Annotated in this window: 22 protein-coding genes; 15 read left to right on the forward strand and 7 right to left on the reverse strand. The window is 47.1% G+C overall.

Going from position 1 to position 25,246, the window contains the following annotated elements:
• Window positions 1-46: 46 nt before the first annotated feature.
• Entirely contained in the window at window positions 47-2,488 is a 2,442-nt protein-coding gene (locus MHM94_RS04200) for a TonB-dependent receptor (RefSeq protein ID WP_235419066.1), read from the reverse strand.
• A gap of 151 nt (window positions 2,489-2,639) precedes the next feature.
• Here MHM94_RS04200 and MHM94_RS04205 point away from each other — a divergent pair, with 151 nt between their 5' ends.
• A complete protein-coding gene (locus tag MHM94_RS04205) occupies window positions 2,640-3,164 on the forward strand; it encodes a YaeQ family protein (RefSeq protein WP_235419065.1) in 525 nt (174 codons plus the stop codon).
• Here MHM94_RS04205 and yfaE read toward each other — a convergent pair.
• The 4 genes from yfaE to ubiG all read right to left on the reverse strand — a co-directional run bounded on the left by yfaE (window position 3,161) and on the right by ubiG (window position 8,181).
• Window positions 3,161-3,406: a class I ribonucleotide reductase maintenance protein YfaE gene (gene yfaE / locus MHM94_RS04210; RefSeq protein WP_272946256.1), complete on the reverse strand. Its 246-nt coding sequence runs from the start codon at window positions 3,404-3,406 to the stop codon at window positions 3,161-3,163. The two genes, MHM94_RS04205 and yfaE, sit on opposite strands and share 4 nt — an antisense overlap.
• 60 nt (window positions 3,407-3,466) lie before the next feature.
• Window positions 3,467-4,597 carry a class Ia ribonucleoside-diphosphate reductase subunit beta gene (nrdB, locus tag MHM94_RS04215; RefSeq protein ID WP_045978727.1) on the reverse strand — a complete coding sequence of 377 codons (1,131 nt, stop codon included), beginning with the start codon at window positions 4,595-4,597 and terminating at the stop codon, window positions 3,467-3,469.
• Window positions 4,598-4,666: 69 nt separating this feature from the next.
• Window positions 4,667-6,952, reverse strand: a complete 2,286-nt coding sequence (gene nrdA, locus MHM94_RS04220) for a class 1a ribonucleoside-diphosphate reductase subunit alpha (protein ID WP_022943829.1) — start codon at window positions 6,950-6,952, stop codon at window positions 4,667-4,669.
• Between the two features lie 518 nt (window positions 6,953-7,470).
• On the reverse strand, window positions 7,471-8,181 hold the full coding sequence (gene ubiG / locus MHM94_RS04225; protein WP_151172837.1) for a bifunctional 2-polyprenyl-6-hydroxyphenol methylase/3-demethylubiquinol 3-O-methyltransferase UbiG: 711 nt from the start codon (window positions 8,179-8,181) through the stop codon (window positions 7,471-7,473).
• Between the two features lie 188 nt (window positions 8,182-8,369).
• On the opposite strand from ubiG, the gene gyrA reads away from it, so the two are divergent.
• The 10 genes from gyrA (at window position 8,370) to MHM94_RS04275 (ending at window position 19,078) form a co-directional block, all read left to right on the forward strand.
• Window positions 8,370-11,042, forward strand: a complete 2,673-nt coding sequence (gene gyrA / locus MHM94_RS04230; protein ID WP_022943832.1) for a DNA gyrase subunit A — start codon at window positions 8,370-8,372, stop codon at window positions 11,040-11,042.
• 129 nt (window positions 11,043-11,171) lie between these two features.
• Window positions 11,172-12,254 (forward strand): 3-phosphoserine/phosphohydroxythreonine transaminase, encoded by a 1,083-nt coding sequence (gene serC, locus MHM94_RS04235; protein ID WP_045978730.1) that lies wholly within the window; start codon window positions 11,172-11,174, stop codon window positions 12,252-12,254.
• The gene (aroA, locus tag MHM94_RS04240) at window positions 12,254-13,534 is read left to right on the forward strand and encodes a 3-phosphoshikimate 1-carboxyvinyltransferase (RefSeq protein WP_235419064.1); all 1,281 of its coding nucleotides are present in this window, start codon (window positions 12,254-12,256) and stop codon (window positions 13,532-13,534) included. The genes serC and aroA overlap by 1 nt, the downstream gene beginning before the upstream one ends.
• Before the next feature lie 154 nt (window positions 13,535-13,688).
• A complete protein-coding gene (gene cmk, locus MHM94_RS04245; protein ID WP_045978732.1) occupies window positions 13,689-14,405 on the forward strand; it encodes a (d)CMP kinase in 717 nt (238 codons plus the stop codon).
• 95 nt (window positions 14,406-14,500) lie between these two features.
• Complete coding sequence (rpsA, locus tag MHM94_RS04250; RefSeq protein WP_022943836.1) at window positions 14,501-16,168, forward strand: 30S ribosomal protein S1; 1,668 nt, start codon at window positions 14,501-14,503, stop codon at window positions 16,166-16,168.
• A gap of 61 nt (window positions 16,169-16,229) precedes the next feature.
• Window positions 16,230-16,517, forward strand: coding sequence for an integration host factor subunit beta (gene ihfB, locus MHM94_RS04255; protein ID WP_022943837.1), 288 nt, complete (start codon window positions 16,230-16,232; stop codon window positions 16,515-16,517).
• Between the two features lie 21 nt (window positions 16,518-16,538).
• The gene (locus MHM94_RS04260) at window positions 16,539-16,835 is read left to right on the forward strand and encodes a LapA family protein (RefSeq protein WP_045978733.1); all 297 of its coding nucleotides are present in this window, start codon (window positions 16,539-16,541) and stop codon (window positions 16,833-16,835) included.
• Between the two features lie 2 nt (window positions 16,836-16,837).
• Window positions 16,838-17,974 carry a lipopolysaccharide assembly protein LapB gene (lapB, locus tag MHM94_RS04265; protein ID WP_022943839.1) on the forward strand — a complete coding sequence of 379 codons (1,137 nt, stop codon included), beginning with the start codon at window positions 16,838-16,840 and terminating at the stop codon, window positions 17,972-17,974.
• An 11-nt stretch (window positions 17,975-17,985) separates the two neighbouring features.
• Complete coding sequence (pyrF, locus tag MHM94_RS04270; RefSeq protein ID WP_022943840.1) at window positions 17,986-18,693, forward strand: orotidine-5'-phosphate decarboxylase; 708 nt, start codon at window positions 17,986-17,988, stop codon at window positions 18,691-18,693.
• Window position 18,694: 1 nt separating this feature from the next.
• On the forward strand, window positions 18,695-19,078 hold the full coding sequence (locus MHM94_RS04275) for a hypothetical protein (RefSeq protein WP_022943841.1): 384 nt from the start codon (window positions 18,695-18,697) through the stop codon (window positions 19,076-19,078).
• A gap of 18 nt (window positions 19,079-19,096) precedes the next feature.
• Here MHM94_RS04275 and MHM94_RS04280 read toward each other — a convergent pair whose 3' ends face one another.
• Window positions 19,097-19,936: a S1-like domain-containing RNA-binding protein gene (locus MHM94_RS04280; RefSeq protein ID WP_045978735.1), complete on the reverse strand. Its 840-nt coding sequence runs from the start codon at window positions 19,934-19,936 to the stop codon at window positions 19,097-19,099.
• Window positions 19,936-21,285, reverse strand: coding sequence for a DEAD/DEAH box helicase (locus tag MHM94_RS04285; protein ID WP_235419063.1), 1,350 nt, complete (start codon window positions 21,283-21,285; stop codon window positions 19,936-19,938). The genes MHM94_RS04280 and MHM94_RS04285 overlap by 1 nt, the downstream gene beginning before the upstream one ends.
• 165 nt (window positions 21,286-21,450) lie before the next feature.
• Between MHM94_RS04285 and MHM94_RS04290 the strand changes: the two genes are divergently transcribed.
• The 4 genes from MHM94_RS04290 (at window position 21,451) to MHM94_RS04305 (ending at window position 25,243) form a co-directional block, all read left to right on the forward strand.
• Window positions 21,451-22,437 (forward strand): rhodanese-related sulfurtransferase, encoded by a 987-nt coding sequence (locus MHM94_RS04290; RefSeq protein ID WP_022943844.1) that lies wholly within the window; start codon window positions 21,451-21,453, stop codon window positions 22,435-22,437.
• Window positions 22,438-22,495: 58 nt separating this feature from the next.
• Window positions 22,496-22,726, forward strand: coding sequence for a DUF6500 family protein (locus tag MHM94_RS04295; RefSeq protein WP_045978864.1), 231 nt, complete (start codon window positions 22,496-22,498; stop codon window positions 22,724-22,726).
• Window positions 22,727-22,852: 126 nt separating this feature from the next.
• A complete protein-coding gene (locus MHM94_RS04300) occupies window positions 22,853-23,923 on the forward strand; it encodes an endonuclease/exonuclease/phosphatase family protein (RefSeq protein ID WP_235419062.1) in 1,071 nt (356 codons plus the stop codon).
• A 303-nt stretch (window positions 23,924-24,226) separates the two neighbouring features.
• A complete protein-coding gene (locus MHM94_RS04305; protein WP_022943847.1) occupies window positions 24,227-25,243 on the forward strand; it encodes an efflux RND transporter periplasmic adaptor subunit in 1,017 nt (338 codons plus the stop codon).
• The last annotated feature ends 3 nt before the right edge of the window (window positions 25,244-25,246 follow it).

Here is a 25,246-nt window from a genome sequence, read left to right on the forward strand (position 1 = left end):
AACATAGAAAAGCCCGCAAATGCGGGCTTTTTTATGTCTAACCGAATTAGAAGTAAGCGCGAATACCGAGACGCAGATTACGCCCAGGTAACGGAGCTTGCTCTTTTATAAAGGAGCTATGAACAAAGCCAAGCTCATCAGTCAGGTTATTTAATTGCATGTAAGCCACGCCATCAAACGACCCCACGGCGAAGTTATAGTCAACGGTGAAATCAACTAAGGTATAAGCGTCGGTGACCGTTTCAGAGGCAGCAATATCATCTTGTTCAAGATAGTGCGTGGCCTTAAGTGCTAAGTCCCAATTTTGTAGCGTGTAATCAAGCTGGGTGCCAAGCTTGGCGGCAGGAATACGAGGAATATACTCACCGTTATCGAGTTTTGCGCTGACCGAGTCGGCAAAGCCCTTAATACGCCATTGCTGGCTAATTTGGTAGTGCATATCTAACTCGAAGCCATAAAGTTCGGCGTCTTGGGACTGATATTGATACACTGTCATGGCGTCTTCATCGCCAAGCTGTGCAGCAATGAAGCCTTCATCATGCTCATATACCAAGCCAGTATCTTGTTGGTAATAGAAGTTTTCAACGTCGTTATAGAACACACTTAGGTTAACGCCAAAATCACCGATGTATTTACGCCAGCTGACATCGATGTTATTTGCCACTTCTTGTTGCACATTTTGGCCGTTAAAGTGCGCCTCACCGTCTTCTATATCATAAGCAAGACCTAACTCGTACGTTGATGTTGCGATATGCTCACCGTTAGATAGCAGCTCAGCCGTCAGTGGAGCACGCTCAGAATGAGATAAACTGACAGCTAAACTGTAACCTTCTTGGTACTGCCAAATCCCACCTAATGAAAAACTCATGTTTGTTTCATCATACTCGTAAGCGATTAGCTCTGGGTCTTCGAGGTGCTCATCATGATGCGCTTGTTCATGGTCATGATTGTCATGTTCATCTTCATGCTCTGATGTACCAGCTATATCGCTGGACAAACTGTAATCTTCGACGCGAGCACCAAGCTCTAATGTCCAGTCACCAAATTCACGCTCTTCCAGCAAGTACAGGGCGTGTACTTGCGTTTCTGTCGCAGGTGTAAAGGCTTCGGCACCCGAAGCTGCATAGTCAGAGTCAGTGTAGTGATAGCCCAATGTACCGTGCCATTGACCAACGCGATGCTTGGCATTGATGCGTGCTTCATGGGTGGTATTTTCGAATAAGGTACCGATTGTCTGTTCTTCCACTTCAGCGTGTCGGTAGTCTGTGTAACCTGCGCGAACGCTCAGTGTTTCTATGATACTGTCGTGGAATGAGTAACTTGCTAACGCTTGCCAGCGGTCTTGCTCAACGCGCGCAAATACATTGTGGGCTTGCTCTTCGCCGGCATGTTCATCGTGACCGTCATGCTCATCTTCGTGTCCATGCTCTTCATGGCCATGTTCATCGTGTCCGTGCTCTTCATGATCGTGATGGTCATGAGAGTGGGCTGGAATTCCGTAGTCGCTCTCAATACGGCCATAAGACAAACCAAGGGTCCAATGATCAGCAACGTAACTGGTGCCTAAATTAACCGTGGCACTATCGATAAAGGTATTATCCACTTTATCGTGAGCCTCTAATTCGCCCTCATGCTCTTGGGTGTAAAAACGTGGAGTCTCATAATCATGACCAACACGGTCAGTGCCATCGACATGGACATTAAAGCCATCGTGACCCGCTGCAAACTTACCCGCATAGGTGTTGGTAGTCGATACGGTATCATGGCTGTATTCAGCCGCTCCTTCGTAACCCTCAATACGATCGGTGGGGATACGGTTATCAACGACGTTCACTACACCACCGATAGCACCAGAGCCATACAACAACGTAGCTGGGCCACGAAGTACTTCTATTTGCTCAGCAGCAATAGACTCGGTGGTCACAGCATGATCCGGACCGACGCGAGAGGCATCACTGCTGTCTAAACCATTTTGAGTGATCTTTACACGTGGGCCATCTAAACCACGAATGATAGGGCTCGATGCAACAGGACCGAAATAACTGGCGTTAATGCCTGGGATCCCTTTGAGAGTCTCACCCAATGTTGGTTGCGCGCTATCACGCAGTGCATCGCCGCTCAGTACAGATACTGGCGATACCATGTCGAGGTTATTTTTATCCAGTCCCGAAGCGTAAACAACAACGGTTTCAATTGCGGAGGGGGTGAGGTTGACTTGAACCGTTTGGTCTTGCTCGTTGACCGCCACGCGCTTATCAATATAGTCGTCTTTACTGAAATGTAGCTCGCCCGCTGCATCTAGGGTGATTGAAAACTCACCATTGGCATTGGTACGAACGCTTTGCTGTTTACCATGGTAGTGGACAATAACGTTTTCGATGGGTTGTTGTTGAGGGTCGATAACGGTTCCGGTCACAGTGCCCGCGAGCGCATTGGGCGCACTCAGTAGCGCGGCAATAGTGAGAGAAAGAGGCGCAGGTTTGAACATAAGAATACTTCCAGTTACTGACATTGGCTATAATATAACATTAGCAAATCAATAAACTCAACAATGTTATACTATAACCTCGAGTTTATTCGTTGTTACCCAGCGCCTTGCTCTATACTTACTAAGTATCAAGGATCAGGAAGCGGGACTTATGAGCGATAAAGGAAGGGTGTTTAAAGCACACTTTACAATTAATGATAACGTTCATCACTGCCAATTGAATGAGCATTTTACAACCGCGCGGCGAGATAACGAATCCCTACATCACTTTATCCTACGACTGCTTGGATTTTGCTTATTTGCTTATCGCCATGACCTTACGTTATGTGACGCTCGTGAGAAACCACAGCGTGATGTTTATGCCAAAAATAATTTCGATGATTATGAGCTGGTTATCGAAGTGTTCACAGGTGATATTAAGGTCTTAAATAAGCTGTATCACGAGGCTCAACAATTGTATGTGATCACCGTACTGCCTGTTGATAGTGAGCTACAGCACTGGTTACTAGCACATCAGCGAGTTGAGCTAATTGCTATCGAAAACGCTTTTATTGCGCGCTTAGAGGCCATGTTGGCGCGCTCTTTGGCATGGCATGTGAGTGTTGACAGTGATGAAATCAGTATTACTGCCAATGATGTATTTGTTCGTTCAGCACTGCAGGTGAGTTGGTTCTAGTCGTCAAAACTTATTGTAATGTCACCTTCAGGGGTGGAGCAACACAGTAATATTTCACCATCACGAATAAAAGCAAGCGGCTCGTGGCGATACACCACGCTGCCTTGACATAGCTTGGCTCGACAAGCACCGCAAAAACCTTCACGGCATTGATATGGCGCATCGACACCTTGGCTTTCTAGGCTATGTAACAAGCTGGGGCTCTGCTCTGGGTGAAGCAGGGCTTGGCCATTAAGTGTGATTGTAGCGGGTTTGTTAGACACGATTAGGAAGAGTAGGGGCCCAAAGGGGCCCCACTTATATTAAAGGTCAAAGTCACCAAAGTCGTTAGCATCCACTTGCGAATCGATTTGACCAACTAAGTAAGAGCTGATTTCCGCTTCCTGCGGAGCAACTTGCACGTTATCAGATACCAACCAAGCATTGATCCATGGGATTGGATTGCTTTGAGTTTCAAATTGAGTTGGCAAGCCCACCGCGCTCATACGCACATTGGTAATGTACTCAACGTACTGACAGAGAATGTCTTTGTTGAGCCCTATCATAGAGCCATCTTTGAAGAGATATTCAGCCCACTCTTTTTCTTGTTGCGCTGCATCGACAAACATCGCAATGGCTTGTTCGCGGCACTCGGCTGCTACCTCTGCCATTTGCGGGTCGTCCTTACCTTCTTGCATAATATTGAGCATGTGCTGCGTACCAGAGAGGTGCAAGGCTTCATCACGAGCGATAAGCTTAATGATTTTCGCATTGCCTTCCATCAGTTCACGCTCTGCAAACGCAAACGAGCATGCAAACGACACATAGAAGCGAATGGCTTCGAGAATATTTACCGACATCATCGCTAAATACAAACGTTTCTTAAGCTCGTACAGGCTCACATCAATGACATCGCCGTTGATGGTGTGCTGACCTTCGCCGTACAGGTTATAAATTGATGTTAAGTGAATTAAGTCATCATAGTAACGAGTCACCGCGTCGGCACGTTCATTGATTTTGTCATTGGTGACAATGTCATCAAAAATAAGCTCAGGGGATTGCGTTACATTGCGAATGATATGAGTGTATGAGCGACTGTGGATGGTCTCACTGAACGCCCATGTTTCTATCCAGGTTTCCAACTCGGGCAGCGACACGATAGGTAGCAAGGCAACGTTGGGTGAGCGCCCTTGAACACTGTCTAGCAGGGTTTGGTATTTCAGGTTGCTCAAGAAAATGTGACGTTCATGATCGGGCAATGATTGAAAATCAACACGGTCTTTGCTGACATCCACTTCTTCCGGGCGCCAAAAGAAAGACAGTTGCTTTTCAATTAACTTCTCAAAAATAGGGTACTTCTGCTGGTCGTAACGTGACACATTCACCGTTTGCCCAAAAAACATCGGTTCTTTTAATTGGTCGTTATGATTACGGCTAAAAGTGGTGTATGACATAGTCGTGGGGTCTCAATCTACTTGGTAGAACAACAAAGGAATGCGGCTGTACACAGCCGCATGCTGTAATTATATTTTACACGCGCCGCCTTCACAGCCGTCATCGGCTTGTTCTGGCTTAAGCTCGTCTTGCGAGTCAGCTGCACCATCACGAGTGTTATGGTAGTACAACGTTTTGACACCAAGCTTGTACGCGGTCAGTAAGTCTTTAAGCAGTAACTTCATAGGTACTTTACCGCCTTCGAACTTGTTTGGATCATAGTTGGTATTGGCTGAAATCGTTTGGTCAACGAATTTCTGCATAATGCCAACAAGTTGCAGGTAGCCATCGTTAGAAGGGATATCCCAAAGTAACTCGTACTGCTCTTTCAAACGCTCATATTCAGGCACTACCTGCTTCAAAATACCGTCTTTAGATGCTTTAACGCTGATGTGCCCACGCGGTGGCTCGATGCCATTAGTGGCATTAGAAATCTGCGATGATGTCTCTGAAGGCATTAATGCTGAAAGCGTCGAGTTACGCATACCATGGGTTTTAATGCTTTCGCGTAGTCCATCCCAATCAAGGTGTAACGGCTCGTCACATACACTATCGAGATCCTTCTTATAAGTATCGATAGGCATAATGCCTTGAGCATAGGTTGTTTCGTTAAACTTAGGACAAGCGCCTTTTTCTTTCGCTAACTCATTTGACGCTTTCATTAAGTAATATTGAATCGCCTCAAAAGTTTTGTGTGTTAACGCGTTGGCACTGCCGTCGGAATAACGTTTGCCATTTTTAGCTAAGTAATAGGCAAAGTTAATGACGCCAATACCCAAAGTACGGCGGCCCATGGTGGCGTTATACGCAGCAGGAACAGGGTACTCTTGGTAATCCAACAGGCTATCAAGGGCGCGGACACCTAGTTCGGCCAGCTCTTCGAGCTCGTCGAGTGAATTAATAGCACCGAGGTTAAATGCCGATAGCGTACACAAGGCAATTTCGCCTTCTTCGTCCATAACATTATTCATCGGCTTAGTCGGCAACGCGATTTCTAAACATAAATTAGATTGGCGAATAGGCGCGACTTTCGCATCGAACGGGCTGTGAGTATTACAATGATCCACGTTCTGCAGATAGATGCGCCCAGTGCTGGCACGCTCTTGCAAAAACATCGAAAACAGCTCAATGGCCTTGATACGCTTTTTGCGAATACTGTCGTCTTGTTCGTACTGCACATATAGCTGTTCGAACTTTTCTTGGTCTTCGAAAAAGGCATCGTACAAGCCTGGTACATCCGATGGACTGAATAAGGTAATGTGGCCGTCTTTAATGAGTCGGGTATACATCAGCTTATTAAACTGCACACCATAATCTAGATGGCGTACCCGGTTGTCATCGACACCTCGGTTATTCTTCAAGACCAGCAGGTTTTCCACTTCCAAGTGCCACAGTGGGTAGAAGAGTGTGGCTGCGCCGCCGCGCACCCCACCTTGAGAACAGCTTTTTACTGCCGTTTGGAAGTGCTTATAAAATGGGATACAACCTGTATGGTAGGCTTCACCGTTACGAATTGGGCTGCCTAGGGCACGAATGCGTCCAGCGTTAATACCAATACCGGCTCGCTGTGATACGTATTTAACGATTGCAGAAGAAGTCGCGTTAATGGAATCTAGGCTATCGTCACACTCAATCAGTACGCATGAGCTAAATTGACGAGTCGGTGTGCGCACACCCGACATAATCGGTGTTGGCAACGAAATTTTGAATGTAGAAACGGCATCGTAAAAGCGCTTAACATAGTCAAGACGCGTTTCTTTTGGGTATTCAGAGAATAAGCTGGCAGCCACTAATACATATAAAAATTGCGCGCTCTCGTAAATGTCGCCAGTAACACGGTTTTGAACTAGGTATTTGCCTTCCAATTGCTTTACTGCGGCGTAGCTGAAGTTTAAGTCTCGGCTATGATCAATAAAGGCATCCATTTGCTCGAACTCAGACTGAGTGTAATCAGTGAGTAAATGTTGATCGTAGCGTTTATCTTCAACGAGCTTAACTACGTGGTCATACAGCTTCGGTGGCTCAAATTGGCCATAAGCCTTCTTTCTTAGATGAAAGATGGCAAGGCGAGCTGCCAAAAACTGATAGTCAGGAGTGTCTTTTGAGATCAGATCTGCTGCTGACTTAATGATTGTCTCATGAATGTCTTCGGTGCGGATACCGTCATAGAACTGAATATGGGACTTAAGTTCAACTTGTGAGACAGATACATTATTCAGACCTTCTGCCGCCCAAGTAATAACGCGATGGATTTTATCTAAATCCAGCGCTTCCTTACGTCCGTCGCGTTTACTAACAGATAGCTGTTGGTTCATAGTTATTGCCCGTATTTATAATTAGTTGTCTTAGCGCACGGCTGAGAAATACGTGTTGCCGCCCGTATTTACACCAGCGGATGTTACTTTACTGCCAGGATAGTGCTTCGCTATCACCTATTTATGAGTACAGCAGATTAAAGCACGGCCTAATTGGCCAAGATTTAAACACTATATATGGTGTTTTCATCACAGCGACTCACAAGATAGTGGGGTAGCGATGCTTTTGCAAGAGGCGCATACCTTGACAATCTGTGGATAACTACAAGGGGTTAGTGATCGTTAACCTTATAGCATTTTTAAAGCTGTATTTAGATGAAAATCAACGCCAAAAAAAACAATTTAAACGAAATTTTTGTACCGATAGCGACTGATTTTTTTATCATCAATACGCTTAAATTGTATTCGTGACGATCATTTCAAATCACTATATCTGGTGTTCAAAAATTAACAAGCCACCAGATATAGTGTATTCGTCATCCGCGAATTTGCCAATACAATGTGCGGATCATTTTCGATCACAGTAATTTTTCGAAGTGCAATATATAGTTAACGCTAACGTCGTTGTTAAGGGTAAATTGTTTTGTCAGCGGGTTATAACTTAAGCCGGCGCTGTGACGCACTTTGAGCCCTTGTTGCTCAGCCCATGCTATAAGTTGCGAGGGGCGAATAAACTTACTATGGTCGTGCGTGCCTTCAGGAACCATTTTTAGCACCTTCTCCGCCCCCAGTATTGCCAATAAATAGGCTTTAGTGGTTTTATTGAGCGTAGAGAAATACACATTTGCTCCTGGTTTAGCGAGGCGGGCGGCGGCGGCAATAACCGACTCGGGTTCAGGCACATGTTCAAGCATTTCCATACAAGTGACCACATCAAACTGTTCACTGTGGTGTTCGCTAAATGCTTCGGCAGTGCTTAACTGATAATCCACTTTTACCCCAGACTCCAGCGCGTGCAGCTTCGCTACATTGAGTGGCTCTTGGCCCATATCAATGCCCGTGACTTGGGCGCCAAGTTTGGCCATGCTTTCAGCTAAAATTCCACCTCCGCAGCCTATATCCACGGCCTGCTTTTGCGCCAGCCCTTGTGCGTGCTGGGCGATGAAATCCAGTCGCAGAGGGTTGATATCGTGTAGTGGTTTGAATTCGCCGTCGAAATCCCACCAACGTTCGGCAATGGCCTCAAATTTAGCTATTTCACTGTGGTCTACATTTTGATGTTCGGTCATATAAAACTTCCTCGTGTTTATGAGGCCATTATACGGGGGGATTTTCGCAAATCGCAAAGATTTAGCGCCTGTAAAATCAAAAATAATGTGATAGCATGAACGCAGATAATAACGACAAATGACAGTCGCTGATTCTCCTTCACTTTGTCGGGAACGGAGGCTGTCAATGAAGAAGGAAAGTGGAATCAATGACTGATCTCGCCAACGAAGTCCTTCCGGTTAATATTGAAGATGAGTTAAAAAATTCCTACCTCGATTACGCTATGAGTGTAATTGTAGGGCGTGCGCTTCCCGATGTGCGTGATGGGCTTAAGCCTGTTCACCGTCGTGTGTTGTTTGCCATGAATGAACTCCGCAATGACTGGAATAAACCCTATAAGAAATCGGCTCGTGTAGTCGGTGATGTAATCGGTAAATACCACCCCCATGGCGACAGTGCAGTGTACGACACCATCGTTCGTATGGCACAGCCATTCTCCTTGCGTTACATGCTTGTTGATGGTCAAGGTAACTTTGGCTCGGTAGATGGTGACTCAGCGGCGGCGATGCGTTACACCGAAGTACGTATGGCGAAGCTATCACAAGAGCTACTGGCTGATTTAGAAAAAGAAACTGTAGACTTTGTGCCGAACTACGACGGCACCGAGCAAATCCCAGATGTGTTGCCGACCAAAGTGCCTAACTTACTCGTCAATGGTTCTTCGGGTATTGCCGTCGGTATGGCGACTAACATACCGCCGCATAACCTCACCGAAGTGATCAATGGTTGTTTGGCGCTTATTAAAGAGCCGGAAACCACGATTGAAGAATTGATGGACTACATTCCTGGCCCTGATTTCCCTACTGCAGCTATTATCAATGGCAAAAAGGGCATTGAGCAGGCCTATAAAACAGGCCGTGGTAAGATTTATATTCGCGCTCGTGCCGATGTCGAAGTGGATGAAAAAACCGGTCGCGAAACCATTGTTGTCCATGAAATCCCATACCAGGTTAACAAAGCGCGCTTGATTGAAAAAATCGCCGAACTGGTTAAAGACAAGAAGATTGAGGGGATCAGTGCGCTGCGTGATGAGTCTGATAAAGACGGTATGCGCATTGTTATCGAGGTAAAACGCGGCGAAGTCGGCGAAGTCATCCTCAATAACCTGTACGCACAAACGCAAATGCAAACAGTGTTTGGCATGAACATGGTTGCCCTAGATGGCAATCAGCCACGCTGTTTCAACCTCAAAGAGATGCTTGAAGCCTTTATTCTGCATCGTCGTGAAGTGGTCACTCGCCGTACTGTATACGATTTACGTAAAGCCCGTGACCGTGCACACACCCTTGAAGGCCTTGCTATTGCTTTGGCGAATATCGACCCGGTCATTGAGCTGATCCGTAAGTCGCCAACACCGGCCGAGGCGAAAGAAGCGTTAGTATCTCGCCCGTGGGAGCTCGGCAATGTAAAAGCCATGCTGGAAAAAGCCGGTGATGATGCTGCGCGCCCAGACTGGCTTGCTGATGGCCTAGGTATTCGCGATGGTCAATACTATCTATCAGAGCCCCAAGCTCAGGCTATTTTGGAGCTGCGCTTACATAAGCTGACAGGTCTAGAGCACGGTAAAATCCTTGATGAATACCAAGAGCTACTTGAGCTTATCGCTGAGTTGTTACATATCCTCGGTTCACCTGAGCGTTTGATGGAAGTGATCCGTGACGAGTTAGTATTGATTAAAGACACCTATGGCGATGAACGTCGTACTGAAATCAGTGCTGCGGCGCACGACATCAGCTTGGAAGATTTAATCAACGAAGAAGATGTGGTGGTGACCTTGTCCCATGAAGGCTATGTTAAGTACCAGCCTTTGAGTGATTATGAGGCCCAGCGTCGAGGCGGTAAGGGTAAGTCGGCAACGAAGATGAAAGATGAAGATTTCATCGAGCGCTTACTGGTTGCCAATACCCACGACACCATTTTATGCTTCTCCAGCGCAGGGCGTTTGTATTGGCTGAAAGTCTATCAGTTGCCACTTGCCAGCCGTGCAGCGCGTGGTAAGCCGATTGTTAACTTGCTACCGCTCGAAGCTGATGAACGTATCACCACGATATTACCTGTGCGTGAATACGAAGAAGACAAGTTTATTGTCATGGCGACCGCCAGCGGTGTTGTTAAGAAAACGCCACTGACGGCCTACAGCCGTCAACGCGCCAGCGGCATCATCGCGATTAACCTGAACGAAGGGGATAGCTTAATCGGTGCACGTATCACCACTGGTGAAGACGACATCATGCTATTTACCGAGCACGGCAAAGTAGTGCGTTTCAATGAGAAACAACGCGACGCTGAAACGGGTGAAGTTAAACGTGACCCTGAAACGGGCGAAGAACTGCTCGCTCTGCGTCCTATGGGCCGCACTGCGACAGGTGTTCGTGGCATCAAGATGCCAGACGACGTCAAAGTGGTATCGTTAATTGTACCGCAAGGGGATGGCGCTATCCTGACCGTGACTGAGAATGGCTATGGTAAACGCACACCATTAGAAGAGTATCCTGCTAAGAGTCGAGCGACACAAGGCGTGGTCTCAATTAAAGTGAGCGAGCGCAATGGCCCTGTAGTTGGTGCGGTGCAAGTCGATGACAATGATGAAATCATGATCATTTCTAATCGCGGTACCTTAGTACGTACTCGTGTTAATGAAGTGTCTCGCGTTGGTCGTAACACCCAGGGGGTCATTTTGATCCGCACCATTGACGGTGAGGCTGTGGTTGGGTTACAACGTATCGAAGAAATCGATGATGAAGACCTAGTCGACATAGAGCAAAATGAGGTGCCAGAAAATTCACAGGCACCCACTGCAGGCGATGACACGCCTGAGTAAATCTCTTAGTATATGAAAGCGGCTTCGGCCGCTTTTTTTATTTGTTGATAATACCTTTCGAGCACTTAATCGTGGTGCATAGCGTCCTAGGTGTTATCCATACGCATATGGAATGAGGAAATAGAAGTAATGAGCGTATACAACTTTTGTGCAGGCCCTGCCATGTTGCCACCCGAGGTTATGAAAAAGGCACAGAGTGAATTTTTGGATTGGCAAAATCTTGGAGTCTCGGTGATGGAAGTGAGTCACCGAGCCGAGCCGTTTTTAACCATGGCGCAACAGTGCGAGGCGCGTTTGCGCCGGTTAATGAACATTAGTGATGACTTTGCCGTGCTCTTTATGCATGGTGGCGGTCGTGGTCAATTTGCCGCTGTGCCAATGAATCTGCATTTGGACGATGCACCAGCGGTGTATGTTAATACCGGTATTTGGTCTGACGGCGCGGCGACAGAAGCGCGTAAGTACACCGATGTGGTTGAACTGAACGTACGTGATGACCGTGATGGTCAGTTTGGCGTAACCCCGGTGGCGCAATGGCCATTGCCTGAAAAAGCCAGCTACATTCATTATTGCCCTAATGAAACCATTGATGGTGTTGAATTATTTGACGTGCCTCGCCACCCTAGTGCGCCCATCGTGGCCGATATGTCGTCGATGATTCTATCGCGGGAAATCAATGTTGATGACTTTGATGTTATTTACGCCGGTGCGCAAAAAAATATTGGTCCTTCAGGGCTTGCTATTGTGATTGTTCGTAAGACGCTGCTTGAACGCCAAGGTTTGCCGCGCCCAGGAATATTGGATTACGCGGTGGAGGCCAAGCAAGGCAGTATGTATAACACGCCGCCGACCTTCGCTTGGTATCTGGCTGATGAAGTATTTAAATACCTCGAGGAGCACGGTGGTGTGCCAGCTATGCAGCGCCATAACAAAAATAAAGCGGCCATCTTGTACGATTACATCGATAGCTCCTCGTTTTACAATAATAAAGTGGACAAAGCCTGCCGCTCATTGATGAATGTACCATTTTGGTTGAACGACGAGCGCCATAACGAGCGCTTCTTAGCACTATCTAAACAGGCGGGCTTACTGGCGTTAGAAGGGCATCGTTTTGTTGGCGGCATGCGTGCGAGCATCTACAACGCCATGCCCGTTGCCGGTATTGAGGCGCTCGTGACCTTTATGGATGAGTTTGCCAAGGAGCATGGGTGATGGAGTCATTACGATTAGCGCCAATCAAAGGCGTCAATGGCGAGGTCACCCTCCCAGGTTCAAAAAGTCTTTCTAACCGCATCTTATTGCTGGCAGCGCTTGCACAGGGCAACACCACAGTGACCAACCTGCTCGATAGCGATGATATTCGTCATATGCTTGCAGCGCTCTCGGCCTTAGGGGTTAAGGTTGAATTGAGCGATGATAAAACGCAGGCTGTGGTGCACGGGCGGGGCGGTGAACTGGATACCCCAGATGATGCTTTGTTTCTCGGTAACGCGGGCACCGCATTTCGACCTCTGACTGCGGTGTTAGCAGCAACTTCGGGCTCTTTCACACTGACAGGCGAGCCGCGCATGGAAGAGCGTCCGATTGGCCACTTGGTGGATGCGCTACAGTCACTGGGAGCCGATATTCACTACAGCAAACAGCGCCACTATCCGCCGTTGGTGATTCACGGTCAAGGGCTCAGCGGGGGCGAAGTAAGCATTGATGGCAGTATTTCCAGTCAGTTTCTGACCGCTTTATTGATGGCCGCTCCGCTGTTTCAGGGGGATACCAACATCAGCATTAAAGGTGAGTTGGTCTCTAAGCCCTATATAGATATCACCCTTGGGGTGATGGCGAAATTTGGTGTCCATGTTGAACATGACAATTATCAACGCTTCTATGTCAAAGGCGGACAAACATACCAAAGCCCTGGACGCATTATGGTTGAAGGCGACGCTTCCTCAGCATCTTACTTTGTTGCGGCGGCAGCCATTGCTGGCGGTGAAATCACCATTCATGGTGTTGGCTCGCAAAGTGTACAAGGAGATATCGGCTTTGCGAAGGTCATGCAGCAGGTGGGGGCTGACATTGATTGGTATGATACCAAGTTGGTTGTGCGCAAAGGTACACTCAAAGGCGTGGACATTGACGCCAATGCGATCCCTGATGCAGCAATGACCCTGGCAACAGTCGCACTGTTTGCAAAGGGCAAAACGGCAATTCGTAATATCTATAATTGGCGAGTCAAAGAAACCGACCGGTTACATGCAATGGCAACCGAGTTGAAGAAGTTGGGTGCTGAGGTCATAGAGGGCGAAGACTATATCGAAATCACCCCGGTAACAGAACTTAATGATGTCGCTATCGATACTTATAACGACCATCGTATCGCGATGTGCTTTTCATTGGTTGCTGTGGGCGGGTGGCCTGTCACTATTAACGACCCGAATTGCACCGCGAAAACTTTCCCTACCTATTTTGATACACTGTCACACGTCAGTCAGTACTAGCCTTTGCAGCCTGTTTACGCTTTTTCGCAAGCAGGCTGATACTTGATCTGTTACAAAACAATATTAAAAAACTACTGTAATGACGCGAATTTGCAGAAAAGTTCGCGTATAATACCGCCGATTTTAATGTTTGCTGTGCATGCAGGAGGTTTGAATGCAGGCATCAATGCCGGTGATCACCATTGATGGGCCAAGTGGCTCAGGCAAGGGTACGGTGTGTCGCTTACTTGCACAAAAATTAGGCTGGGACGTGCTTGATAGTGGTGCAATTTACCGGGTGTTAGCGCTCGCGGCGTTACACCACCAAATAGCCCTAGATAGCGAAGAGGCCCTTGTTCCTCTGGCGGCGAATTTAGATGTGCAATTCGAGTTTGATAACGAGACCGACTCGAGCAAGATTATCCTTGAGGGTGAAGAAGTCACCCATGGCATTCGCAACGAAGAAGTCGGCGCTGCGGCGTCTAAAGTTGCCGCGCTGCCGCGTGTACGCGAAGCATTACTGCGCCGTCAGCGCGCATTTCGCAGCGAAAACGGCTTAATCGCCGATGGTAGAGATATGGGTACGGTGGTGTTCCCCGATGCCGAGGTGAAGATTTACCTCACTGCCAGTGCCGAAGAGCGCGCCGAGCGCCGTTTTAAAGAGTTGAAGGAGCGTGGCCTGGATGTTACACTAGGTGGTCTACTCGAGGACATTAAAGCACGTGACGAACGTGATATGAATCGCAGCGTGGCACCCCTTGTGCCAGCGGATGATGCTATCACTGTTGATACAACGCAGCTCAATGCCGAACAGGTGTTCGCTCAGGTTAACAAGATCCTAGAAGATGCGGTCTTAGCCGGCAAACTCCCGCATACGAGTATAAAAGACTAATTAATTTCACATTGGCAGGATGCTGATGTTTTACTAATAACCCCGCTGAGCAGTGACGCGATGTGGAGAATTTAACTTATAGAGACGTATTAAGTATGTCAGAAAATTTTGCGCAGTTATTTGAAGAAAGCCTACAGGATTTTGAAGCTCAACAGGGCTCAATCGTAAAAGGTACCGTAATCTCTATCGAGAACAACATCGTTCTTGTAGATGCTGGCCTAAAGTCAGAAAGTGCCATTCCTGCAGAGCAGTTCAAAAATACTGCTGGTGAACTAGAAGTTGCCGTTGGTGACGAAGTAGATGTAGCACTAGACGCTATCGAAGACGGCTTCGGTGAAACTATTCTTTCTCGTGAAAAAGCGAAGCGCCACGAAGCGTGGATTCGCCTTGAAAAAGCGTGTGAAGAAAACGAAACAGTTACTGGTGTTATCAATGGCAAGGTTAAAGGCGGCTTCACTGTTGAAGTAGATTCAATCCGTGCCTTCCTACCTGGTTCACTTGTTGATGTTCGTCCAGTACGTGACACCACTCACCTTGAAGGTAAAGAGCTAGAGTTCAAAGTAATCAAGCTTGACCAGAAGCGCAACAACGTTGTTGTTTCACGTCGTGCTGTTATTGAGTCTGAAAACTCAGCTGAACGTGAAGAGCTACTTGCTAACCTTGTTGAAGGTCAAGAAGTTAAAGGTATCGTTAAGAACCTTACCGATTACGGTGCGTTCGTAGATCTAGGTGGTGTAGACGGTCTACTACACATCACTGACATGGCGTGGAAGCGTGTTAAGCACCCTTCAGAAATCGTAAATGTTGGCGACGAAATCAACGTTAAAGTACTTAAGTTCGACAAAGAGAAAACACGTGTTTCTCTAGGTCTTAAGCAGCTTGGCGAAGATCCATGGCAAGAAATTGCTAACCGTTACCCAGAAGGCGCTAAGCTAACTGGTCGTGTAACTAACCTAACTGACTACGGTTGCTTCGTTGAAATCGAAGAAGGCGTAGAAGGTCTAGTACACGTTTCTGAGATGGATTGGACTAACAAGAACATCCACCCATCTAAAGTAGTATCACTAGGTGATACTGTTGAAGTAATGGTACTAGAGATCGACGAAGAGCGTCGTCGTATTTCTCTAGGTCTTAAGCAGTGTAAAGCGAACCCTTGGCAGGAATTTGCGCGTCTTAACAACAAAGGCGACCAAGTTACTGGTAAGATCAAGTCAATCACTGACTTCGGTATCTTCATCGGTCTTGAAGGCGGCATCGACGGTCTTGTACACCTATCTGATATTTCTTGGAACACGCCTGGCGAAGAAGCTGTACGTGAATACAAGAAAGGTGACGAGATCACAGCTATCGTTCTTCAAGTTGACCCAGAGCGTGAGCGTATCTCTCTAGGCGTTAAGCAAATCGAAGCGGATCCTTTCAATAACTACCTAGACGCAAACAAAAAAGGTGCTATTGTTAAAGGTAAAGTGACAGCTGTTGATGCTAAAGGTGCAACAGTTGAGCTTGCTGAAGGCGTTGAAGGTTACATCCGTGTAGCAGACATCGCTCAAGAGCGTGTAGAAGATGCAACTGCAGTTGCTTCTGAAGGCGACGAAATCGAAGCGAAGTTTGTTGGCGTAGATCGTAAGAACCGCGCTATCAGCCTTTCTGTAAAAGCGATTTACGAAGCTGAAGAGAAAGAAGCGCTTGAGAAACTGAAGGCAGATGAGCCTCAGTTCGAAAACGCTATGGCTGCTGCATTTAAAAATGCACAAAAAGACTAAGCTTTAGTCGAGTCTAGGAAGGGCGCAAGCCCTTCCTTTTGTAAGCACTTGAGGAAACATTATGACCAAGTCAGAGTTAATAGAACAGCTTGCAGAACAACACTCACACATCCAAGCACGTGATGTTGAAAATGCCGTAAAAGAAATTCTAGAACAGATGGCCGGCTCGCTCTCTAGCGCCGAGCGCATCGAAATTCGCGGCTTTGGTAGCTTTTCCCTTCATTACCGTGCACCACGTACAGGCCGAAACCCAAAAACCGGCGAAACCGTTGAACTAGACGGTAAATATGTCCCTCATTTTAAACCAGGCAAAGAATTGCGCGATCGCGTTAACGAGAGCATACAATAATAACAACGGAGTCGTTACCGAGTGAAGGTTGTAAAAATCGTTCTTTTTGTACTGTGTGTTTTTATTGCCTTCGTATTGGGTTCGCAAAATCCACAGTCTGTTCAAGTAAATTATCTTATTGCTAGCGCTCAATTACCACTTGCTGCCCTTATCAGCGTGTGTTTTGTTATAGGCCTATTAGTCGGTTGCTTTGTAAGTTTCCGTGTGTTTTCCAAGTTAAAGTGGCAAAACTACCGCTTGCAGCGACGCAATACCAAGCTAGCCCGTGATTCCAACAATGACATAGGCCCTGAGCCTGCCACTGAAAAAGACGGTTAGCCATGCTTGAACTGTTGTTTTTACTCTTGCCTGTAGCTGCGGGCTACGGCTGGATAATGGGTAAAAACAGTGCCAAAAACCAAGCCCATCAACATAATCGCAAAATCACCGCCGAATACAGTAAAGGCCTTAAGTACCTGCTTGATAGGGAAGAGGATCAAGGCCTTGAACACCTCATTCAGTTACTCGAGGTCTCTGCGGACTCGGTCGAGCACTACTTGACCTTAGCGGCACTGTTTCGCAAGCGCGGCGAGCTTGACCGCGCCATCAAGATTCATGAGTTATTACTTGAGCACCCTAACTTAAATCAAGATCAGCTCACTGAAAGTCGCTTAGAGTTGGCACAGGACTATATCTTGGCTGGATTGCTTGATAGCGCAGAAGAGCACCTACTTATCCTTGTTAAGGGGAAGCGTCAGCAGGCCATTGAGCCGCTGATCACCTTATACTCACAAACGCGAGAATGGCAAAAAGGCGTTGAGTTATACCAGCGTCATGCCCATTTATTCATTCACAGCCAACAACGTATTGCGATTGCGAATTTTTACTGTGAGGCAGCCCTTAACAGTCAGCAAACAGAGTTGATGTCACAAGCCTTAGGAGTAGGCGAGCCGAGTATTCGCCCCTTATATGAACTGGGCTTACAGGCTTATCAACGGGAAGACTATGTGCAAGCAATTCACTATTGGCGTGACTTAGTCACTCAATTTACCCGCTGCTCACCGTTAGTGATTGATAAGCTAGCCAACGCCTATCGTCATTTGAATTTACAGCAACAGTTCGAGCAATTGTTGAGTGAGCTGGTAGAGCAAGGCGGTGTCCTTCTTAAAATTCATTATTGCCAGCATTTATTAACACGAGGCGAAAACCAAGCGGCTATGGAGTTTCTCACCAAAAGCTTGAAGAAACAGCCGAATATCCGTGGCTTTCGTTTTCTGTTACAATTATTGGCTGGTCAAAATGCCCAACTCGATGAGGCATTAAACCCCATAGATAAACTGATCCAATCATATATAGACACCAAGGCAGACTATCAATGTCAGCATTGTGGTTTTGAAAGCCATAGCCATTACTGGTTATGTCCTTCATGTCGACACTGGGAGTCTATACAGCCAAGCCGTGGGCTTGATGGTTTTTAAACAGGAAAAAAATGAGCTCTGTTGATTCTAAAAAAGTATTGATCGCCTTAGATTATGACGACCAAGACAAAGCCTTAGCTTTTGTAAAGCAATTATCACCTAGCACTTGCCGCTTAAAGGTAGGCAAAGAAATGTTTACGTTGTTTGGTCCCGATTTTGTCAAACAATTGGTGGATTTGGGCTTCGATGTATTTCTCGATTTGAAATTCCATGATATTCCTAACACTGTTGCTAAAGCGGTGACTGCGGCTGCAAAATTAGGGGTATGGATGGTTAATGTTCATGCCAGTGGTGGTGTGGCAATGATGGAAAAGGCGAAAGCAGCATTGACTCCTTTCGGTGACAAAGCGCCGTTACTGATTGCGGTGACCGTCCTTACCAGTATGGATGAAATACAATTAAAACAATTAGGTATTGATAAATCCCCACAAGAACAAGTATTGTATCTAGCCAAGCTTGCACAGCAGGCTGGTCTTGATGGTGTAGTTTGTTCAGCGCAAGAAGCGCAGTTATTAAAATCACAGTTGGGGTCAGAGTTTACACTCGTGACACCGGGGATCCGCCCAGCAGGAAGCGATGCCGGGGACCAAAAGCGTATAATGACACCAGAGCGAGCCGTCGCGAGCGGCAGCGACTATCTGGTTATTGGTCGTCCAATCACGCAAGCTGCTGATCCAGTTGCGGTATTAACTGAGATTAATGAGAGTCTAGGAGACTAAGGTGAAATACATTCTGCTGATAGCCCTCATCGTGGCCGCAGGTTACTATTATCATCGCCAGAGCACCGCAGAAAGTAATGCGCGCGCACTGGCGCTGTTGATTGAGCAGGTAGAATACCAAGATGTGGATCTATTTGCTCTGAAAGAGGCACTGGCAAAACGTGTCTATGCGATTTGCGCCAACAATGAAGCAATGCTGTTGGAGTCTGGGCGTTCAGTGGGTAATTGTATGGAAGGCCATGATATTAAACGTGTAGAGTGTGAAGGGCGTATCTTTCGGCTTGCTCCGTTGAGTATTAGTAATCGCTCAGAGTTGCTTGATTATTCTAAGCGTTATGTACGCTGCGCACTGCCTTATGATGACCTTCGTTATCAATCCTACTAATCTACGTAAAAACGCGACTTAAGGTCGCGTTTTTAATGTGATTCGTGTGGCCTCGATATCAATAAGTTGATCTTTAAACAGACCACCAATAGCCTTTTTAAAGTTCGCTTTTGAGGTGCCAAACTGGCGCTTTATGGCCTCCGGCGCAGACTTATCTCCAAGCGGCAACACGCCACCACCGTCTTTTAACGCTTGCAGTATTTGCTCTTTAAGCGGGTCTAGCTTTGCTATTCCTTGCTTTTCTAAGACAATATCAAGTTTGTCATCTTCGCGGCACTGCAAGACGAACGCGTTAAGCTGTTGACCAACGTACAGCGGGCGATGTACGCGATTATGAAAAATAAGTCCCCAATGGCTATCATCGACAATCACTTTGTAGCCTAAGTCGGTTTTAGCAGCCACCATGATGTCAACGGCATCGTTGAGCTGGTAACGAGGCTTTGCGTGACCGACAAATTTATTGAGGTTACTGGATGCACAAATACGTTTGGAGGCATTGTCCAGGTAGAGCTTTACTAAATAACTATTTCCCTCTCGCATTCGGGGTTTTTGTTCGTTAAAGGGTACCAACAAGTCTTTATCCAGACCCCAATCTAAAAAGGCGCCGGTTTTGTTGACTTGTTTAACTTGTAAAAAAGCAAAATCGCCCACTTGCGCTAATGGTTTTTTTCGAGTTGCGGTGGCGTGGCCCATACTATCTAAATAGACAAATACGCCTAAGCTATCACCTTGTTGTAAATCATCGGGCAGCTCAGAGGCAGGTAAAAATACTTCACCGAGTTCGGTGCTTCGCAAATACGCGCCTTCGCCTGCGACTTCCTCAACAAACAGCGTTTGCCATTGACCTAATTCACTCATTATTCGCTCTCTGTGTCGTTATTTTTTTTAGGCTTGCGTTTTACGCCCATGCTGTTCGGGTCAAACGGTGCGGGTTGCGCCACTTTTACCTGCATGGGTTTACTTTTCTTGCGCTTAGCAAGAGGTTTTTTAGATGTTGCTGGCTTCGTTTTATCCTGGGGCTTTTTCTTTGTATTCGCTGGCGGTTTTGGACGAGTAAAGCCTTTAAACTTGCCGACTAGCCCCTCCACTTCACTGAACGGCAAAGGACGGCGCATAAATTGGTTTATCGCCAGGTAGCTTTGCCAATCTTTCGGCCCCACTAATGAAATGGCATGACCTTTAAAGCCCGCGCGGCCAGTACGACCAATACGGTGAATGTATTCTTCCGCATGTTTTGGCAAGTCAAAATTGATTACATGGGTGACGTTAAGTAAATCGAGGCCCCGTGACGCCACGTCGGTGGTAACCAACACTTGGTATAGCCCACGGCTAAAGGCATCCATAATATCCAGTCGTTTGCTTTGCGCCAGCGTGCCTGCGAGAGCGACGGCCTTAAAGCCTTGCGCCGTGAGCTTGTTACACAAGCGCTCGGTATCATCTCGTGTGGCGGTAAAAATAATACACTGACCAACATTCTCTTGGGCAATAAAGTGATCGAGCAGGGCCTCTTTATGGTCGAGGTGATCCGCTAAGTACAGATGCTGTGAGATATCGCTATGCTCATCAGTGGCGGCACTAATGGTCACGCCCTTAGGGTTGCGTAATAGGTTACGCGAGAGCGCTCCGACCTGAGCGTGCTCCAAAGTAGCTGAAAACAAAAGGCTTTGGCGCAGACGATGATCTGCGGCCGCATTGATACGCTCAACTTGCTCGGTAAAACCGAGGTCAAGGATGCGGTCAGCTTCATCAAAAATGAGCAATTCCAGGCCGCCTAATTGTAATGAGCGGCCGTCAAGGTGGTCGGCAATTCGCCCTGGCGTGCCAACCACAAAATGTGGATTCTTGCGCAGCGCCTTAACTTGGTCATTAAAGTTTTCACCGCCAATCACTTTTGTTCCCGACAGCGCCGTTCCGGCTATCAGTAAACGTAGCTGTGAGTATACTTGCGACGCTAACTCGCGAGTCGGGGTGACAATTACTACACGGGGGTCGCGCTTTGATAGGGCCCGCTGCTTCATAACCCGTTGTACTGCAGGCAACAAGAAGGCAAGCGTCTTACCTGATCCGGTTTTTGATTGCGCAAATAAGTCATGGCCAGCGAGTGCCAAGGGTATGGCCTGCGCTTGGATATCGGTGGGCGTGGTAATACCTTGATGCGTTAGTTGCCCACACAGTCGAGAATCGATACCCAAATCACTAAATTGCAAATTAACTCTCCAAAATTACAGTTTATCCATCGCTATTATAACGTAATGAGACAGTTCACTGGCAGTGAATTTTGCGTTTTTCACCACAATCAGTAAAATACGCCGACCATTGCGCCGGATTTACGATTCGGTTTCGTTTTAAAAGCACTGAAGGTAACAGTTACTATGTCTGATCAATACGTCGTGTGCGCGCTGTATAAGTTTGTTGCGCTGCCTGATTTCGAACAACTTCGCCAACCTCTTTTAGATGTCATGCTTGCTAATGACGTACGTGGTACGTTACTGCTTGCCAAAGAGGGTATCAACGGTACGGTCGCGGGTAAACGCGAAGGGATTGATGCCTTACTTGGGTGGCTTGATAAGCAACCTAACCTCGCTAATATCGTTACCAAAGAGTCTTTTGACGATGAATGTCCTTTCTACCGCACCAAAGTGAAGCTGAAAAAAGAAATAGTCACCATGGGTGTTGAAGGTATTGACCCACGAGAAGTGGTGGGCACCTATGTGAAACCCAAGGATTGGAACGCGTTGATAAGCGACCCTGAAGTGGTGTTGGTGGATACCCGTAACGATTACGAGATAGAAATTGGTACCTTTAAAAATGCCGTTGATCCGCAAACGAAAACGTTCCGCGAATTTCCAAATTGGGCCGAACAAAACCTTGACCCTAAAAAGCACAAAAAAGTAGCCATGTTCTGTACTGGCGGCATTCGCTGCGAAAAATCCACAGCTTATATGAAAGAGCAGGGGTTTGAAGAGGTCTACCACCTTGAAGGCGGTATTCTTAAGTACTTAGAAGAAGTGCCTAAGGAAGAAACCATGTGGGAAGGTGAGTGCTTTGTATTCGACAACCGTGTTGCTGTGGATCATGACCTAAACAAGGGTCAATACGACCAATGTCATGCCTGTCGTATGCCTATTACCGAAGACGATAAGCAAAAGCCGCAGTACATGCAGGGTGTGTCTTGTCATCACTGTCATGACAGTTTGAGCGAGGAGCAGCGCCAACGTTTTGCAGAGCGCCAAAAGCAAATCGATTTGGCGAAGCAGCGTGGTGAGGGTCATATTGGCCATGAGGCCCAAGAAATGTTACAAAAGCGCAAAGAGCAAAAGCAAAAGCTCAAAGAGCAGCAACGCGCTGCTAGCAAATAATTAGCCACCGAAAAGGAAGTGTTGAACACTTCCTTTTTCGTTTTAAAGAGCAAGGATGATGAGAGCGACACTACGCAGCACAATGATAGCTAAATGCGAGCAACAAATCGCGCGCAAAGGGGAGCAGGTAGGGTTATCTTTCTACGCTTTTTTCAAAAATAAAAATGATGACCCAGAGCTGCTGATGGAGGCGGCTACTTGGTGGATTCACACCCATCGGCTCGATCATTTTGAAAAAGCACATAAAGTAAAGAGCCTATTAATCAGTGAGCAGTCTTTATCGTCGTGACGACCACAACGACCTACCTATCACCATCAACTATATACAACACACTTTTTTTTCATAAGCTTATGTGCTTTTATAAAAAGCTGTGCAGGGCGCAAAGCCGAATTAAAACAATTAGAAGGAAAGGCCATGTTTGAGGCGCTTGGGGCAGTCACTTTGTTTCTCGTTTTAGCGACCTGTTTACCCCTATTACCTATCGGTCATTGGAGTGTTCGGGGTTTTGATTTCCCGCGTTTACAGTTTGCGGCCATGGCGACTCTTTTACTAATACTGCAAGCATACTTTCTTTCTTTTGCAAGCATTGCATCCTGGCTCATGGTCACTGCGACGCTCGGTTGCTTGCTATGGCAATTATGGTGGGTGTTACCGTATACGCCAGTGTGGCGTAAAGAAGTGCATAGTTGTCAGAGCCAAGATAGTGACAACAGCCTAAGTATTTTGGTTTCTAACGTTCTCATGACCAACCGCAATAGCAAAGCTCTGCTTGCGCTTATTCATGAACATAACCCGGACGTGGTGATCACTTTGGAGTCTGACCAATGGTGGCAGGACCAACTGGATGTGTTGTTAGCGCAAAGGCCGTACAGTATAAAGTGTCCGTTGGATAACCTCTATGGTATGCATGTTTATTCGCGCTTAGCCATAGAAAACAGTGAAATACGTTATTTAGTCGAGGATGATGTGCCATCTATTCATGGCGACTTGGTACTGCGCTCAGGGAACAAAGTGCGGGTGCATTTCCTTCATCCAGCGCCACCGAGTCCCACTGAAAATAGCCATTCTACTCCCCGTGATGCTGAATTATTGGTGGTGGCTCGACGTGTGGCTGAGCAATCGATACCGACGCTTATAACCGGCGACCTAAACGATGTGGCTTGGTCGCGTACTACACGGTTATTTAGAAAAGTCAGTGGCCTTTTAGACCCGCGTATAGGTCGAGGGTTATTTAATACCTTTCATGCTGATTACCCCTTGGTGCGCTGGCCGTTGGACCACTTATTTCACTCTCGCCATTTCACCTTAAATGAGATTCGGCCACTGCCTAATATTGGCTCAGATCATTTCCCATTATACGCTTCACTTACTTTCTCCCCGCAGCAGGGCCGCCAGCAGCAGGGAATAAACGCAGATGCACAAGATAAGCAACAAGCGCAGGAGATAGCGGCGCAAAAGCCAGTGACAAAAGAGGACGTGCTTTGAGCTAAGTTATTGGCTCAAAGCTGCGCCTATTTCAGCATCCACTTGGCGTTGAGCCTAACAACCATCCCTTGATTATCCACAAAGTAAAGATATGCAAAGTCAGCATGAGTCCGCAGCTCTATGTGATTAAATAACGCTATGTATTGTATTTCCCAAAAAGGGGAAGCGATTAGTCGCATTACAGTGGTCACTGATCGAGCTTAGCGTCAAGGCTGATCACAGAGCTGTTACACTACGTACACAGAGTATTAATTTAAAGCGGCCAATGGTTGTGGCCAACAACAATAATGAAGGTGGAGTTCCTTGAAGCAGGTATTTTGTGCATTAATTTGTAGTTTCATAGTATCTAGCAATGCGCTGGCCGCTGAGGGCAAGCGTGTGGTCGTCAATGCCGTGAGCCAAGAGCGAGCACAGCAGCAAGTTCAGGCGGTCGGCAGTACGGAGGCGATTCGCTCGGTTGTGCTTTACCCAGCAGTGGGTGATCGCGTCACCGGTGTGTATTTTCAGCCTGGGGATGAAGTGCAGGCTGGCGACTTGCTATTGGAGCTTGATTCACGCTTACAAAGCGCGGCGCTTCAAGAAGCGCAAATACAATTAGCCGATGCAGAGCGAACATTAAAACGCTTAGAAGACAGCTTCGCTAAAGGCGCTATCCCTAAAAGCGAACGTGACGACGCGCTGACGCAGCGAGACTTAGCCAAAGTGGCGCTGCAAGTGGCAAAAGCAGAGTTGCAAGACCGTCAAGTGCGCGCTCCTTTCAGTGGTGTAATGGGGCTGACCGACGTGGAAGTTGGCGATCGCATCACCGAGCAAACCGCGATTGCGAGTATTGATGATATCAGTGCGTTGTACATCAACTTTAAAGCCCCAGAAGCGGCTGTGCCTATGCTGCGCGGTGGTGCCAGTGTCACCGTAGTGCCTTGGCACACGCAAAAACAGCTCAGTGCCGATATCGCTTATATGGACTCGCGAATCGATGCGCAAAACCGCACTATTCGTGTCAAAGCAAAAATAGCCAACGACAATGAGCAGTTTATCCCGGGCATGGGTTTTCGTGTCAATCTAAACATGCAAGGGCAGGCTTATTCGGTTGTCCCTGAAGCCGCTCTTTTATGGGGGGCAACGGGCCCGTATGTGTGGAAAAGCGTCGATAACAAGGCCACTCGCGTCGATGTAAAAATAGCACAACGGTTATCCGGGCGTTTGCTTGTAAGCGGTGATTTAAATGCCGGTGATTACCTCATAGTCGAAGGGGTACAAAGCTTACGACCTCAGCAAAGTGTGCGCTTTGAACAACCTGCATTGGCACGCAAGGAGTAAGTG

Origin of the sequence: Pseudoalteromonas sp. CNAT2-18.1 (assembly GCF_022347865.1) — a bacterium.
GTDB lineage: Bacteria > Pseudomonadota > Gammaproteobacteria > Enterobacterales > Alteromonadaceae > Pseudoalteromonas > Pseudoalteromonas ruthenica.

Bases quoted from the DNA above. Each gene is read 5' to 3' on its own strand.
- MHM94_RS04200 (WP_235419066.1), bottom strand. From the start codon at position 2,488: ATGTTCAAACCTGCGCCTCTTTCTCTCACTATTGCCGCGCTACTGAGT.
- MHM94_RS04205 (WP_235419065.1), top strand. From the start codon at position 2,640: ATGAGCGATAAAGGAAGGGTGTTTAAAGCACACTTTACAATTAATGAT.
- nrdB (WP_045978727.1), bottom strand. From the start codon at position 4,597: ATGTCATACACCACTTTTAGCCGTAATCATAACGACCAATTAAAAGAA.
- nrdA (WP_022943829.1), bottom strand. From the start codon at position 6,952: ATGAACCAACAGCTATCTGTTAGTAAACGCGACGGACGTAAGGAAGCG.
- ubiG (WP_151172837.1), bottom strand. From the start codon at position 8,181: ATGACCGAACATCAAAATGTAGACCACAGTGAAATAGCTAAATTTGAG.
- gyrA (WP_022943832.1), top strand. From the start codon at position 8,370: ATGACTGATCTCGCCAACGAAGTCCTTCCGGTTAATATTGAAGATGAG.
- serC (WP_045978730.1), top strand. From the start codon at position 11,172: ATGAGCGTATACAACTTTTGTGCAGGCCCTGCCATGTTGCCACCCGAG.
- aroA (WP_235419064.1), top strand. From the start codon at position 12,254: ATGGAGTCATTACGATTAGCGCCAATCAAAGGCGTCAATGGCGAGGTC.
- cmk (WP_045978732.1), top strand. From the start codon at position 13,689: ATGCAGGCATCAATGCCGGTGATCACCATTGATGGGCCAAGTGGCTCA.
- rpsA (WP_022943836.1), top strand. From the start codon at position 14,501: ATGTCAGAAAATTTTGCGCAGTTATTTGAAGAAAGCCTACAGGATTTT.
- ihfB (WP_022943837.1), top strand. From the start codon at position 16,230: ATGACCAAGTCAGAGTTAATAGAACAGCTTGCAGAACAACACTCACAC.
- lapB (WP_022943839.1), top strand. From the start codon at position 16,838: ATGCTTGAACTGTTGTTTTTACTCTTGCCTGTAGCTGCGGGCTACGGC.
- pyrF (WP_022943840.1), top strand. From the start codon at position 17,986: ATGAGCTCTGTTGATTCTAAAAAAGTATTGATCGCCTTAGATTATGAC.
- MHM94_RS04280 (WP_045978735.1), bottom strand. From the start codon at position 19,936: ATGAGTGAATTAGGTCAATGGCAAACGCTGTTTGTTGAGGAAGTCGCA.
- MHM94_RS04290 (WP_022943844.1), top strand. From the start codon at position 21,451: ATGTCTGATCAATACGTCGTGTGCGCGCTGTATAAGTTTGTTGCGCTG.
- MHM94_RS04295 (WP_045978864.1), top strand. From the start codon at position 22,496: ATGAGAGCGACACTACGCAGCACAATGATAGCTAAATGCGAGCAACAA.
- MHM94_RS04300 (WP_235419062.1), top strand. From the start codon at position 22,853: ATGTTTGAGGCGCTTGGGGCAGTCACTTTGTTTCTCGTTTTAGCGACC.